The sequence below is a fragment of the Vogesella aquatica genome, assembly GCF_028548455.1.
Taxonomy (GTDB): Bacteria; Pseudomonadota; Gammaproteobacteria; order Burkholderiales; family Chromobacteriaceae; genus Vogesella; species Vogesella aquatica.
This window is the reverse complement of the sequence record NZ_JAQQLF010000020.1, coordinates 47,716-61,916: the sequence shown is the minus strand read 5'-3', so window position 1 is coordinate 61,916 and position 14,201 is coordinate 47,716. Positions and strand designations below refer to the sequence as shown.

12 protein-coding genes are annotated in these 14,201 nt (G+C 60.6%); 4 read left to right on the top strand and 8 right to left on the bottom strand.

Going from position 1 to position 14,201, the window contains the following annotated elements:
- Nucleotides 1–45 precede the first annotated feature (45 nt).
- The gene (locus PQU95_RS14760) at nucleotides 46–915 is read left to right on the top strand and encodes a LysR family transcriptional regulator (protein ID WP_272752713.1); all 870 of its coding nucleotides are present in this window, start codon (nucleotides 46–48) and stop codon (nucleotides 913–915) included.
- Between the two features lie 14 nt (nucleotides 916–929).
- Here PQU95_RS14760 and PQU95_RS14755 read toward each other — a convergent pair whose 3' ends face one another.
- From PQU95_RS14755 to PQU95_RS14735, 5 genes are all read right to left on the bottom strand, one after another.
- Complete coding sequence (locus PQU95_RS14755; RefSeq protein ID WP_272752712.1) at nucleotides 930–2,639, bottom strand: ABC transporter ATP-binding protein; 1,710 nt, start codon at nucleotides 2,637–2,639, stop codon at nucleotides 930–932.
- Nucleotides 2,640–2,648: 9 nt separating this feature from the next.
- Nucleotides 2,649–3,740: an ABC transporter permease gene (locus PQU95_RS14750; RefSeq protein ID WP_272752711.1), complete on the bottom strand. Its 1,092-nt coding sequence runs from the start codon at nucleotides 3,738–3,740 to the stop codon at nucleotides 2,649–2,651.
- Nucleotides 3,741–3,749: 9 nt separating this feature from the next.
- Nucleotides 3,750–4,688, bottom strand: coding sequence for an ABC transporter permease (locus tag PQU95_RS14745; protein ID WP_272752710.1), 939 nt, complete (start codon nucleotides 4,686–4,688; stop codon nucleotides 3,750–3,752).
- A 71-nt stretch (nucleotides 4,689–4,759) separates the two neighbouring features.
- Nucleotides 4,760–6,484 (bottom strand): ABC transporter substrate-binding protein, encoded by a 1,725-nt coding sequence (locus PQU95_RS14740; protein WP_272752708.1) that lies wholly within the window; start codon nucleotides 6,482–6,484, stop codon nucleotides 4,760–4,762.
- Nucleotides 6,485–6,628: 144 nt separating this feature from the next.
- Nucleotides 6,629–7,522, bottom strand: a complete 894-nt coding sequence (locus PQU95_RS14735) for a LysR family transcriptional regulator (RefSeq protein WP_272752706.1) — start codon at nucleotides 7,520–7,522, stop codon at nucleotides 6,629–6,631.
- A gap of 102 nt (nucleotides 7,523–7,624) precedes the next feature.
- Here PQU95_RS14735 and PQU95_RS14730 point away from each other — a divergent pair, with 102 nt between their 5' ends.
- Nucleotides 7,625–8,398: a DODA-type extradiol aromatic ring-opening family dioxygenase gene (locus tag PQU95_RS14730; protein ID WP_272752704.1), complete on the top strand. Its 774-nt coding sequence runs from the start codon at nucleotides 7,625–7,627 to the stop codon at nucleotides 8,396–8,398.
- Between the two features lie 440 nt (nucleotides 8,399–8,838).
- Nucleotides 8,839–9,210, top strand: a complete 372-nt coding sequence (locus PQU95_RS14725) for a hypothetical protein (protein WP_272752703.1) — start codon at nucleotides 8,839–8,841, stop codon at nucleotides 9,208–9,210.
- A gap of 274 nt (nucleotides 9,211–9,484) precedes the next feature.
- Here the strand turns inward: PQU95_RS14725 and ettA are convergent, their stop codons facing one another.
- The 3 genes from ettA to murJ all read right to left on the bottom strand — a co-directional run bounded on the left by ettA (nucleotide 9,485) and on the right by murJ (nucleotide 13,782).
- Nucleotides 9,485–11,152, bottom strand: coding sequence for an energy-dependent translational throttle protein EttA (ettA, locus tag PQU95_RS14720; protein ID WP_147695633.1), 1,668 nt, complete (start codon nucleotides 11,150–11,152; stop codon nucleotides 9,485–9,487).
- Nucleotides 11,153–11,319: 167 nt separating this feature from the next.
- A complete protein-coding gene (gene queF, locus PQU95_RS14715) occupies nucleotides 11,320–12,159 on the bottom strand; it encodes an NADPH-dependent 7-cyano-7-deazaguanine reductase QueF (protein WP_272752702.1) in 840 nt (279 codons plus the stop codon).
- Between the two features lie 81 nt (nucleotides 12,160–12,240).
- Nucleotides 12,241–13,782 carry a murein biosynthesis integral membrane protein MurJ gene (murJ, locus tag PQU95_RS14710; RefSeq protein ID WP_272752701.1) on the bottom strand — a complete coding sequence of 514 codons (1,542 nt, stop codon included), beginning with the start codon at nucleotides 13,780–13,782 and terminating at the stop codon, nucleotides 12,241–12,243.
- Between the two features lie 130 nt (nucleotides 13,783–13,912).
- Here murJ and rpsT point away from each other — a divergent pair, with 130 nt between their 5' ends.
- Complete coding sequence (gene rpsT / locus PQU95_RS14705; protein WP_272752700.1) at nucleotides 13,913–14,179, top strand: 30S ribosomal protein S20; 267 nt, start codon at nucleotides 13,913–13,915, stop codon at nucleotides 14,177–14,179.
- Nucleotides 14,180–14,201: the final 22 nt, after the last annotated feature.

The following is a 14,201-nucleotide window of genomic DNA, read 5'->3' as shown; positions in this document are numbered from 1 at the left end:
GGTTTTCTGGGTATATAAAAGTTAGGTTCTATCGGAAAGGCCGATATGTCTGTCAGCAATGAAGCCTTGGCTACCCTGGTGATGGTGGCCGAGCAGGGCTCGTTTTCGGCGGCGGCGCGCGCGCTGGGCAAGCGCCAGTCTACCGTTAGCGAGTGCGTGGCAAATCTGGAAATTGATCTGGGCATCAGCCTGTTCGAGCGCAGTGGCCGCCAGCCGCAGCTGACGGCGGCTGGTGAGCAGCTGTTACCGCTGGCCCGCCGCGCGCTGGCGGCGCAAGACCAGCTTTGCTTGCAGGCCCGGGCTTTGGCGGCGGGTACCGAGCCACGGCTCAGTCTGGTGCTCTCCGATACCTTTCATACCGGCAGCCTGGAGGCAGCGCTGCAGGCGTTTGCCACGCAGTTTCCCCATACCGAGCTGGAGTGTCTGGTGGGCGAGCAGGATGACGTGTTGGCGCTGGTGCGGCAGGGGCGGGCCCAGCTGGGGCTGCTGTGCGGCCTGGCAATCCCGGATGGCTTGCTGGCTAGCCAGCCGCTGCCGCAGCCGGCCAGCACCTCGCTCTACGTGGCGCCGCAACACGCGCTGGCCAGCCAGCCGCCGCAGGACGAGGCACAGCTGCAGGCCTATCGCCAGCTGCGTCTGAACACCTACGGCGATACGGCACCGGCTGGTGGCGCAGGGCAGTGCTGGTACGCGCCCAGCTATCTGTTGCTGCTGGAGATGACCCAGCTGGGTTTTGGCTGGGCCGAGTTACCCGACTGGCTGGTCGCGCGTTACGCCCCCGAACTGCTGCCCTTGGCGCTGCCAGGTTGGCCGCAACAGCGCAGCCTGCACGCCGTATGGCGGCGTGCACAGCCACCCGGGCCGGCTGCCGCCTGGATGCTGCAACACTTCTTGCAGCCCCCCGCCGCAGGCTAGCCGGCCCGGCTACGCTACGCCACCCTTGTTCCCCCTTGTTGCGGCCAACCTTGCGGTATGGCCGATAGCAGCTGGCGGGTGTAGGAGTGCTGCGGGTTGGCGTACAGGCTGTCGGCGTTGGCCTGCTCTACTACCTGGCCGTGCTGCATCACCATGACCTGGTCGGAGATATGTTTCACTACCGACAGATCGTGCGAAATGAACAGGTAGGACAGCCCGCACTCATCCTGCAGGTCTTGCAGCAGGTTCAGCACCTGCGCTTGTACCGACACATCCAGCGCAGACACCGACTCGTCGCAGATCAGCACGTCCGGCTTCATGGTCAGGCAGCGTGCAATGGCAATACGCTGGCGCTGGCCGCCGGAAAACTCGTGCGGGTATTTCTGCAAGGCACGTCTTGGCAGGCCTACGCGCTCCAGCAGCGCGGCAGCCAGCTGTTTGCGCTCGGCGTGATCGCGGCCGATGGCGTGCAGCGTCATGGGTTCCAGCAGGATTTCCTCGACGGTAAAACGCGGGTTCAGCGAGGCGTAGGGGTTCTGGAAGATAATCTGGATGCGGCGTTTATAGGCGTGAAATTCGCCGGGTGACATGGCCAGGATATCCTGGCCGTTAAAGAGGGCTCGCCCGGCGCTGGCCTGGTGCAGGCGCATCAGTGTGAGCCCCACGGTGGTTTTGCCGGAGCCGGATTCGCCCACAATACCCAGCGTTTTACCGCGCGCCAGCTGGAATGACACGTCTTTCACGGCATGAAACACATGCTTGCCGAACAGCCCTTCGCGGCTTTCAAAGCTTTTGCACAGCCCCTGCACGTCCAGCACGATGTCGTCGCCTGCCGTGTAGCCGCGTTCACGCTGCGGCGGTGTCTGGTAGGGCTGGTCTTGCAGAAAATCGTCGATCACCGCCAAGCGTGCCGGGCGGCTGTCCAGCTGCGGGCGGCAGTTCAGCAGCGCTTTGGTATACGCGTCCTGCGGCTGGGTGAACACCTGCTGCAGCGGGCCGTGCTCGCGGATTTCTCCATGGCGCATCACGATGACTTCATCGGCAAACTCGCCCACCAGGCCCAGATCGTGGGTGATGAACAGCACCGCCATGCCGTGTTTTTTCTGAAGCGCGGCCAGCAATTGCAGGATTTGCTGCTGGATGGTGACATCCAGCGCCGTGGTGGGCTCGTCGGCAATCAGCAGTTTGGGTTCGCAGGCAATGGCCATGGCGATCATCACGCGCTGTTGCTGGCCGCCGGACAGCTGGTGCGGGTAGGCGTCTACCTTGCGGTCCGGCTCGGGCAGGCCGACTTCCTTCAGCAGGGCGACGGCGCGCTGGCGGGCCGCCTTGCGCCGCATGCCGGTATGCAGCATCAGGGTTTCGATGATCTGGTCGCCCACGGTGAATACCGGGTTTAGCGAGCTCATCGGGTCCTGGAAGATCATGGCAATATCGCGGCCGCGTAGCGCCCGCAGGGCACGGCGGTCGGCTTGCAGCAGGTTGCGGCCTTCAAACAGGATTTCGCTGCCGGCGGCGATCTCGGTGTTGTTCTCCGGTAGCAGGCGCATGATGGCCATGGAGGTGACCGACTTGCCGGAGCCGGATTCGCCCACCAGGGCCACGGTACGGTTGGCCGCAATATCGAAGCTGATGCCTTTGAGCGCCTGGAAGTGTTCGCCGCTTTCCATGCGGAAGCTCACGCCCAGATTGCGCACGCTCAGCAGGGGGGATGCTTGAGTCATCGGGAATCCTTATTTCACTTTCGGGTCCAGCGCGTCGCGCAGGCTGTCGGTGAGCATGCTGAAGGCGGTGACCAGCAGCGACATGAACAGGGTGACGGCAGCCATTTGCCACCAGTAGCCTTGCAGCAGCTCGGCCGGCGCTTCCGCCAGCATGGCGCCCCAGCTGGTCTGGCTTATGCCTACCCCGAAGCCCAGGAAAGACAGGATGGCTTCGTACTTGATCAGTGCCACGGTCAGGAGGGAGAACTGCACCAGCAGCAGGTGGGTGACGTTGGGCAGAATGTGGCGGAACATGCGGCTGCGGTGGCTGGCACCGATGGCATCGGCGGCCTGTACGTACTCGCGGCCTTTGTGTTTCATGAACTCGGCCCGCATCAGCCGGTAGGTGCCTGTCCAGCTGGTGAGTGCCATCACCATGATCACGGTGTCGATACCGCGGCTCATCACCGCCGAAAAGGCCAGCAACAGCAGCATGTCGGGTACCGAGGTAAACACGCTGTAAAACCACATCAGCAGGTCATCGGTACGGCGGCCAAAATAGCCCGACAGCGCGCCTAGCAGGGTGCCGATCAGAATGGCCAGCAGTGCGCCAGACAAGCCCACCAGCAGCGAGGTGGCGGTGCCTTGTATCACCTTTTGCAATACATCGCGGCCACGGCTGTCGCTGCCCAGGACGAGCAGGCTGTCATTTGCCGGTGTCACCGCCAGCGGAGCGGCGTTGGCAGCCTGGGTCTGGGCTGCGGCCATGTCGGCGGCTAGCGGGTCGTCTTCGGCGCTCATGCCGGTGGCGGCGCTGGCATCGGCGATGCTGGTGTTGTGTTGCTGCGCGGCATCAATATCGGCTGCGGTTAGCTCTACGGTGGCGGGGCCATAGTCCTTGAACAGGGCTGGCGGCATATTCGGTTTGGCAACTTCATCGCGCCAGTGGCTGCCGGCCAGGCCTAGCCAGCCAGCCAGCGCCAGCAGGACAAAAGCAAGCACCACCCACAGGGCGGTGAGGCCGATACGGTCGCGGCGCAGGCGCTGCCAGCCCAGCTGCCACAGGCTGCGGGACGCCGGGCAGCTGGCATCGTCGGCTAGCAGGGTCGTTTGGCTTGTCATGGGGAGTCCTTATTTCAGCTGGACGCGCGGGTCGATCAGCTTGTAAACAATGTCGGCCAGCAGGTTGAACAGCATGGTGGCCAGGGCGACATAAATGGTGATGGCTTTGATCACCGGGAAGTCGCTGCGGTCTACCGCATTGAGCACCTCGTTACCCATGCCGGGGATGCCGAAGAAACGCTCCAGCAGCAGCGCACCCAGAAACAGGTAGGGCAGCGACATCATCAACGAGGTGACGACCGGGATCAGCGCGTTGCGCATCACGTGCTTGAGCATGATGACCTGCTCTGACAAGCCCTTGGCGCGGGCAGTACGCACGTAGTCGTGGTTCATCTCTTCGACAAAGCAGCTGCGGTAAAACCGGATATCCGGTGCCAGGCTGACGACCAGGCCCAGCAGCAGCGGCAGCGGTACGTACAGCCACAGGTTGGTGGCCAGGCTGTCGCTCCAGCCCAGGATGGGGAACCAGCCCAGCTTGTGCGCCAGCCAGTACTGGCCGGCAATGATGTACACCAGGGCGCTGACCGACATGGCCAGCGTGCAGATCAGGGTAACGAGGCGGTCGGTGAGGCTGCCGCGGACATAGGCCACGATGGCGGCAATGATGACCGATAGCAGCAGGCTGACCAGCAGCATGGGCAGGGCCAGGGTCAAGGAAGGGCCAATGCGGCTGCCCAGGATGTCGGCTACCGGCTGCTGGGTAGACCACGAAGTGCCGAAATCCAGTGTCAGTACCTGCTGTACAAAGATCAGGAACTGTTCGGGCAAGGATTTATCCAGCCCCAGCTGGTGCCGGATATTGGCCAGCGTTTCGGCAGAAAAGCTCTTGCCGGCCAGGATGTAGGATGGGTCGCCCCCCACCCAGTTGAACAGGATGAACAGCAGCAGCATGACCCCGAACAGGGTAGGGACCATCTGCCACAGGCGGCGCAGGATATAAGCAAGCATGGTTCATGTCTCCAGACAAACGCGGGCAGCCAGCCCCCTGCGGGGCCGGCTGCGGGTACAGAAAGCAGGGTTTATTTCTGGAGGTCGATATAACGCCAAGTGGTGTTCAGCAGCGGGTGCAGCTTGAAGTTTTTCACGTAGCGGTGTGCCAGCGAGCTGCGGATGCGGGTATCGCCGAAGATCCATGGCTGCTGCGCCACTACGATCTTGTTCATCGCATCGTACAGCTTGTTGCGCTCGGCACCGTCCGGCAGCTGCAGCGAGGCTTCGAACAGGCGGTCGTATTCGGCATTCTTGAAGTTGGCACTATTGGCGTCGCCAGCGTTCTTGCCGTATAGCAGCTGCATGAAGTTCTCGCCATCCGGGTAGTCGGCACCCCAGGCCAGGCCCCACATTTGCAGCTTGTTCTGGCGGTTGGCTTTATTCAGCTCGTTCCATTTGCCGTACTTGAAGGTGAGCCTGATTTTCAGGCTGTCGAAGGCCTTTTGCCAGTATTCATTCCACTGTTTGTCGATGCCGCTGGTGCCGGTGGCCATTTCAATGGATAGCGGCTTGCCGTCCGGCTGGGTGCGCAGGCCGTCAGCGCCCACTTTGTAGCCAAAGCGGTCCAGCAGCGCGTTGGCCGCCGCCGGGTCGTACTTTACCGCGCCCTTGAATGCCGGGTTATGGCCGGCTACGCCTTCCGGAATGACGTAGTGCACCGGCACCGCCTGGCCGCGACGGATGGCGGCGATGGTTTCATTGCGCGGAAACGCCATGGCAATGGCGCGGCGCAGCGCGATTTTTTCCTTGGCATCCCCTCCGACTACCGGGTCTTGCATATTGAAGAACTGGTAGGTGATTTCCAGGTCTTTCTTGCGCTCCAGCTGGATGCCCTGCTTGGCGTATTTATCCTGCAGCTTCACATTCAGCGGGTTTTTCGGGTCGATGACCAAGGCTTCTTGCAGGGCAGCTTGTGGAATGCCGGAGATATCCAGCTGCTGGTTGACGAAGGCCAGCCACAGCGGCTGTTCTTCTTCGATGATGGACACTTCCACGCGGCCAACCTTGGGCAGCGTCTGGCCATTGATCACCAGCTTGCGGAAGTTCGGGTTGGCTTCCAGGATGATTTTGTTGCCCGGCTTCCATTCTTTCAGGGTGTACGGGCCGGTACCTACCGGCTTGGCATTGGTGTTGCTGGCGTAGGCTTCGATAGCTTCACGTGCTACGGCGCCAAAGGCGGGCATGGCCAGAATCTGCAGGAAGTTGTAGTTGCCTTCGTTCAGCGTGAGCTGCAGCGTGTATTTGTCCAGCACCCTGATGCCTTCTACCTGGGTGTCGTAGTTCAGGGCACCCTTGCCGGCTGCTTTCACCAGCGCATCGACCCCGGCAAAGCGGCCGTCTACCAGAAAGCTCCATGGCGAATTGATGGTCGGGTCGAGGTGACGCTTGATGGAGTAGGCGTAGTCGGCAGCGGTCAGCTCGCGTTTTTGGCCTTTGAAAGCCGCGTCGGGGGCAAAGTAAATACCGGGTTTCAGTTTAAAGGTATACACCTTGCCATCGGCCGAGACGGTAGGCAGGGCAACGGTGGTATTGGGGATAACCTTGGCCGGGCGCGCCAGGTAGTCATAGGTAACCAGCGGGTCGAACACGTTTTCCAGGATGGCGCCAGAGTAGGTGTCCGACACCTTGGCCGGGTCGAAGCCGGTTTCCGGCACGTTGAATGCTACGCGTAGCACTTTGTTCATGTCGGCCGCCTGGGCACCAGTGGCAGCAAGGGCGGCGATCGTCGCGACGAGAATGCGTTTCTTCATCATTGTTTCTCCTTTTATATCCTGGAATGGCTCTTGCCAGGCAGGCCATGCCATTTTTTTGTAGCTGCAGAGTAAACCACTGTGCAGCCGGATGGAATATCCAGCCATACTGACCTTTGGGCTAGTAGGGCGCGTGTCTGCATCGCTTCACGGTGGCGATTGCAGCATGGTTTGCAGTAGCGACAGGGTAAGTTGCACTTTTTGTGGCAGGTAGCGCCGCGCCGGGTAGACCGCGTACACCTGTGCCGCGAGTGGGCTGACATCCAGTGTAATGCGCTGCAGGCGGCCATCTTGCAGTGCGTCCGCCAGCAGGAACTCAGGTTGATAAGCAATGCCCATACCGGCGATGGCGGCACTGACCAGTACATCACCGTTATTGGCCAGCAAGGGGCCGTTTACCGCCTGCTGGTACAGGGTGTGGCCGTGACCAAACTGCCAGAATTGTTGCGTCTGCTGCAGGCTGTAGCGCAGGCAGGCATGGCTAGCCAGCTCTGCCAGCGTACGCGGCGTACCGTGGCGTGCCAGGTAGGCGGGGGCCGCGCACAGCACCATGGCGATTTCGCCGAGTGGCCGTGCCACCAGCTGGCCTGGCAGCGGCTGTGTGCTGATGCGCAGTGCCAGGTCGAAGCCGGCTTCCACCAGGTCTACCTGCTCGTCGGACAGCATCAGCTCGATGTCCAGCTGCGGGTGGCTGGCGTGCAGCCTGGCCATCCACCCCCCCAGAAAGCGCATGCCAAAAGACAGCGGCGCCGACATGCGCAGTTTGCCGTGTACGCTGACGCTTTGCTGCTGCGCCAGGGCATCGGCTTCTTCCAGCTGCGCCAGGATGGGGCCGATGCGCCGGCTGTAATCCTGGCCCGCTTCGGTTAGCGTCATGCGGCGCGTGGTGCGCTGGATCAGGCGGCAGCCCAGGTGTTTTTCCAGCGCGGCCAACTGTTTGCTGACCATGGCGCCAGACATGTCCAGCCGCTGCGCGGCACCGACAAAGCTGCCGGCCTCCACAATGGCCTGGAAGACCTGTAGTGCGGCGAGTCTGTCCATTGATTGTTTCTTTATGGTAATGAATCAACTTCCTGATTGTAGCTTTATCAATTCATCGCAGTGAATTGTAATGTCACCATGACTGAATCAATGGAGCCTGCCATGAGCCTTCTCGCCCCCCTTTTCATTTCGCACGGTGGCCCGGATGTACTGATCAACGCATCACCAGCCCGCCATATCTGGCAGCAGTACGCGGCCACCCAGCCCCGCCCGCGGGCGATTCTCATCATGTCTGCGCATCATCTGGCGCGCGAGCCGCTGGTGGGCTGGTCGCCACGCTGGCAGGCGGTGCACGATTTTGGCGGTTTCCCGCGTGAGCTATATGCGTTGAACTACCCGGCGGTATCAGACGAGCAGCTCGCCCGGCAAGTACAAGCCAGGTTGGCCGCAGCGGGTGTGGCGGCACACTTGCAGCAGGCGAATGGGCTGGATCATGGTGCCTGGGTACCGCTGCTGATGATGTATCCGCAGGCTGATATCCCGGTGATTACCCTGGCAACCCTGCCGCACCAGGATGCCCGTACACACTATTTGCTGGGCAAAGCCTTGGCCGATCTGGCCGCAGATGGCGTGCAGATTATTGGCTCGGGTAGCGTTACCCACAATCTGTATGCGCTGGGCGCGCCGGATGCGCCGGCACAACCCTGGGCGCAGGCCTTTGCCGACTGGGTAGCGGCCAGGCTGGAGCAGGGCGATAGCGAAGCGCTGCTGTCCTGGCAAACGCAGGCGCCTTTTGCGCGCGAGAATCACCCCTCCGACGAGCACTTGCTGCCTTTGTTCTTTGCTCTGGGGGCTGCGCAGGGCCGGCCTGGGCGTAGCCTGCATCGTGGCATTGAGTATGCCGCAGTCACCATGGATGCCTGGGTGTTTGAGTAGCCCGCCCGACCATCGCCCCTCCAGCCCCGTCAGCGCCCCGGTCGCTGACGGTTTTTTTGCGCCCGGATTAGCGTGCTTGCAATGACATTGATATTGCATTTTGAGTTGAATTTGGAATATCTGGTGTTATCTGTGTCAATTTCCCTTTTTACATCAATCAAAATTACTGCTTGTCAGTGTGGATGTTAATAAATGTTAAGCAGTTGAACTTTTCTGGTGGTCGGTAAGTCAATGATATTCATCAATAAATAGTAGTTCAAAAAATTAAAATGCTTTGTTCGAAACCTTCTTCTATCTACTAATGAAGATAATCACTATAGTGACTACATCGCAAGGACGTACAAACAAGACACAAGGTCTGCTGGAGTATGAATGGTTTGAGTCCTTGTCTTGTTCAGGTGGCACGCCCCACCCATTACACTTTTAAAGGAATGATTACCATGAAAAAACTGACCCTGATCGCTACTGCCATTGCCCTGTTTGCCGGTGTTGCCCAAGCCCAAGACGTTGCCAAGCGAGAATCCGGTGATGCTGCCTACATCGCCAAGCGAGAATCCGGTGATACTGCCTACATCGCCAAGCGAGAATCCGGTGATGCTGCCTACATCGCCAAGCGAGAATCCGGTGATGCTGCCTACATCGCCAAGCGAGAATCCGGTGATGCTGCCTACATCGCCAAGCGAGAATCCGGTGATACTGCCTACATCGCCAAGCGAGAGTCCGGTGATACTGCCTACATCGCCAAGCGAGAATCCGGTGATACTGCCTACATCGCCAAGCGAGAATCCGGTGATGCTGCCTACATCGCCTGAACTCTGGTCTAGCCAAGAAAAAAGCCCGCATCTGCGGTAATGCCAGTCAGCTAAGACTTTCAGCTGTAAATCCAGAAAAAGGGAACATGTTCATCATGTTCCCTTTTTTGCTGTATGCGTTTGCTACAACACGCATTAATTTACACGCCCCCGCGAGTGGTGAAGAACAGAGTACACAAATATCCAACGAAAAATGCCAGTCGGCGTTAACTGACTGGCATTACGCATCTGCGGGCTTTTTTGTTTTGCGGCCAACGTTGGCCGCAAGGTTTGCTTAGCGGATGACCGGCTTGTAGCGAATACGCTTGGGCTTGGCACCTTCTTCGCCCAGGCGGCGTTTCTTGTCGGCTTCATACTCTTGGTAGTTGCCGTCAAAGAACGTCCATTGCGATTCGCCTTCCGCCGCCAGGATATGGGTGGCGATACGGTCCAGGAACCAGCGGTCGTGGCTGATCACGAACACGGTGCCGGCGAACTCCAGCAGGGCGTCTTCCAGTGCGCGCAGGGTTTCCACGTCCAGATCGTTGGACGGTTCATCCAGCAGCAGCACGTTGCCGCCTTTCAGCAGCGTCTTGGCCAGGTGCAGGCGGCCGCGTTCGCCACCGGACAGCATGCCCACTTTTTTCTGCTGGTCGGCGCCCTTGAAATTGAAGCGGCCCAGGTAGGCCCGGCTGGACATCTCGAAGCGGCCAACGTTGATCATGTCCAGGCCGCCGGATACGTCGTCGAACACGGTTTTGTCAGCTTCCAGGCTGTCGCGGTGCTGCTCGACAAAGGCCATCTGCACGGTCTGGCCGATTTTCACGGTGCCGGTATCGGGCTGTTCTTTGCCGGCAATCATCTTGAACAGCGTGGATTTACCCGCGCCGTTGGGGCCGATGATGCCGACGATGGCACCGGCAGGGGCCTTGAAGCTCAGGTTATCGATCAGCAGGCGGTCGCCAAAGCCTTTGCTGACGTTTTCGAACTCGATCACTTCATTACCCAGGCGCTCGGCGACCGGGATGAAGATTTCCTGGGTTTCGTTGCGCTTCTGGTATTCGTGGCTGGACAGCTCTTCGAACTTGGCCAGGCGGGCCTTGGATTTGGCCTGGCGGCCTTTCGGGTTCTGGCGCACCCATTCCAGTTCCTGTTTCATGGCCTTCATGCGGGCGCCTTCCTGCTTGCTTTCCAGCTGCAGGCGGGCTTCCTTCTGCTCCAGCCAGCTGGAGTAGTTGCCCTTCCACGGGATGCCTTCGCCGCGGTCCAGCTCCAGAATCCATTCGGCGGCGTTGTCCAGGAAGTAGCGGTCGTGGGTCACGGCCACCACGGTGCCCGGGAAGCGCACCAGGAACTGCTCCAGCCACTCTACCGATTCGGCGTCCAGGTGGTTGGTCGGTTCGTCCAGCAGCAGCATGTCCGGCTGCGACAGCAGTAGCTTGCACAGCGCTACGCGGCGCTTTTCACCACCGGAGAGCGGGCCGATCTTGGCGTCCCACGGCGGCAGGCGCAGCGCGTCGGCGGCCAGCTCCAGCTGCAGCGCGATGTTGTCACCGGCGCCAGCGGAAATGATGGCTTCCAGGCGGGCTTGTTCTTCGGCCAGGGCGTCAAAGTCGGCGTCCGGCTCGGCGTACGCTGCGTAGACTTCTTCCAGGCGCTTTTGCGCGCCCATCACGTCGCCCATGCCGCTTTCCACTTCTTCGCGCACGGTTTTGTCGGCGTCCAGCTGCGGCTCCTGCGGCAGGTAGCCGATTTTCACGCCGGCCAGGTGCTGTACTTCGCCGTCGTATTCTTTGTCCACATTGGCCATGATGCGCAGCACGGTGGATTTACCGGCACCGTTCAGACCCAGCAGGCCGATTTTGGCGCCGGGGAAGAAGGACAGGGAGATGTCCTTGATGATCTGGCGCTTGGGGGGGACGATCTTGCTCACGCGGAGCATGGACATCACGTATTGAGCCATGGTTTACCTAATTTCAGTATGAAAAGACAGAGCGTCACGGAGGCAAACGCAGCGTACGGCAAGCCGCGAGGCAGGCCACAAGGCCGTGGGCTATGCCGTGTTTTTGTGTGCTGCCGTGGCGAAAAAACAAAACATCAGTGTATCAAATCCGCTTGCGGCCAACCTTGTTACTGGCGTGCGGTGCGGATGTTGGCCGGCGGTACGGCACTGGCATCGTTGGTACGCCACGGGTTGATATCGAGGCCGCCGCGGCGCGTATAGCGTGCGTACACGGTCAGGCTCTGCGGGGCGCAGGCTTGCAACACGTCGGTAAAGATGCGCTCTACGCACTGCTCGTGGAATTCGTTGTGCTGGCGGAAGCCGATCAGGTAGCGCAGCAGGGCTTCGCGGTCGATGCGAGGGCCGGTGTAGCTGATCTGCACGCTGCCCCAGTCCGGCTGGCCGGTAACCAGGCAGTTGGACTTGAGCAGCTGCGAGCATAGGGTTTCGCTGACCACGTTGGCCGCATCGGCGCGTAGCGCCTGCGGGCAGGGCGCGTAGCTGTCTACGTCGATATCCAGCTCGTCGATGCTGCTGCCCGCCAGCTCGCTGATCTGCTCGCGGCCAAACTCGGCGGGCGATAGCAGGCTGACTTCCACCTTGCCGCCGGCGGCATTGCTCAGGTCCATGGTGAGCTGGGCTTGTACCTGCTCCCAGCTGGCGATGCGGGTCTGGTTGTAGCTGTTCAGGTAGAGCTTGAACGATTTGGATTCGATCAGGTTGGGGCTATCGGCCGGGATGCGGAAGGTGGCAATGGCTACCTGCGGCTTGCCGCGCGCATTCAGCCACGACAGCTCGAAGCCGGTCCACAGGTCTACGCCGGCAAAGGGCAGGGCGTTGGCAGCCACGCCGATTTCATCACGCTTTTGCTGGCGGGCAATGGGGAACAGCAGGCTGTTGTCGTACTGGTCCTGGTAGTCTACTTTTTTGCCTAGCGGCGAAAATTCCGGGGTGTAAGTCGGGGTCATGGTGGTTCCTCGTGCTGCGGCGTACCCGGTGGGGCCGCCGCCAGCTTTATTGTAGGCAAGCCGGCAAGGCTTGCCGGGGCATCAGGTGGTACGGCGCATGAACTGGCGCGGGCGTACGCCCATGGCCAGCAAGGTGGCAAAGTAGGCCACGGCACCGGCGGCTACCAGCACGCTCAGCCACATCACGCGCTGCCAGCTATGGCCGTGCCAGTTGATCGGCAGTACCTGCTGTAGCGCCAGCAAGGTGCCCGCCATCACCGCGACGGCCAGCAGCAGCTTCAGCAGGAAGGCCGGCCAGCCGGCGGCGGGCTGGTAGATGGCGTGCTTGCGCAGCTGGTAGTACAGCAGGCCGGCGTTCAGGCAGGCGCCCAGGCCAATAGAGAGCGACAGCCCGGCGTGTTTGAGGGTGCCGATAAACATGAGGTTCATCAGCTGGGTGGCGGCCAGGGTAACCAGGGCAATTTTGACCGGGGTCTTGATGTTCTGCCGCGCATAAAAGCCCGGTGCCAGTACTTTTACCAGAATCAGCCCCAGCAGGCCTACCGAGTAGGCAATCAGCGCCTGCTGCGTCATGGCCGCATCGTGCGCGCTGAACTTGCCGTACATGAACAAGGTGGCGATCAGCGGCTGCGACAGTACCGCCAGGCCTATGGTGGAGGGGATGGCCAGCAGCAGCGACAGGCGCATGCCCCAGTCCAGCAGCTGGCTGAACTCCCCGGCACTGGCTTCGCCACGCGCCGCGTGTTTGGACAGCGACGGCAGCAGGATGGTACCCAGCGCTACGCCCAGCACGCCGGTGGGGAATTCCATCAGGCGGTCGGCGTAATACATCCACGACACGCTGCCGGAGACCAGGAAGGACGCGAAGATGGTGTTGATCACCAGCGAGATCTGCGCAATGGACACGCCGAAAATGGCCGGCCCCATCTGGCGGATGACGCGCCACACCGCCGCATCACGCAGCTTCAGGCGCGGCATGGGCAGCATGTCCAGCTTTTTCAGGTGCGGCAGCTGGTAGGCCAGCTGGGCGATGCCGCCAAAGAATACTGCCCACGCCAGCGTGAGCACTGGCGGGTCGAAGTAGGGCGTCAGCAGCAGTGAACACGCGATGAAAGACACATTCAGCAACGTGGGGGTGAAAGCCGGTACCGAAAAGCGGTTCCAGGTATTGAGCACGCTACTGGCCAGCGACGACAGCGAAATGAACAATATATAAGGGAAGGTGATGCGCAGCAGGTCGCTGGTGAGCGCCACCTTGTCCGGATTACTGGCAAAGCCGGGGGCCGTAAGCCAGATGATCCACGGCGCGGCCAACATGCCCAGCGCGGTGACGATCATCAGCACCACGGTGAGTGTGCCGGTAATATGCGACAGGAATACGCGCGTTTCCGCCTCGCCGCGCTGCTCTTTGAACTCGGCCAGTACCGGCACGAATGCCTGCGAGAAGGCGCCTTCGGCAAAGATGCGGCGCAGCAGGTTGGGTAGCTTGAAGGCCACGAAAAAGGCGTCGGTAGCGAGCCCCGCACCAAATACGCGGGCGATGATGGCGTCGCGGACAAAGCCCAGAACACGCGAAACCATGGTCATGCTGCTGACTTTTGCCAGCGCGTTAAGTAGGTTCATTCTTGGGTAAAATCAGACAGTAAGTTGGAGTATTCAGCACCACAGTTTACGCGGGGGGGATTGTTGTTGCAAAACCAGATGTTAAGGCTTAGAATCGCCGGTTTCAGATTCCGCTCATCAGGAGAAACACATGGCTAACAGCGCACAAGCTCGCAAGCGTGCACGCCAGGCTCTCAAGCAGCGCGCGCACAACGCCAGCCTGCGTACTGCATTCCGCACTGCAGTTAAGAAAGTTATCAAAGCCGTAGAAGCTGGCGATAAAGCCGCTGCTCGGGTTGTATACCAGGCTTCGACCAAGGTAATCGACCGTCTGGCTGACAAAGGCGTGTTCCACAAGAACAAGGCAGCTCGTCACAAGAGCCGTCTGTCCGCACAGATCAAGGCAATGGCTGCCTAATCTGCTGTAATGGCAAAGAATA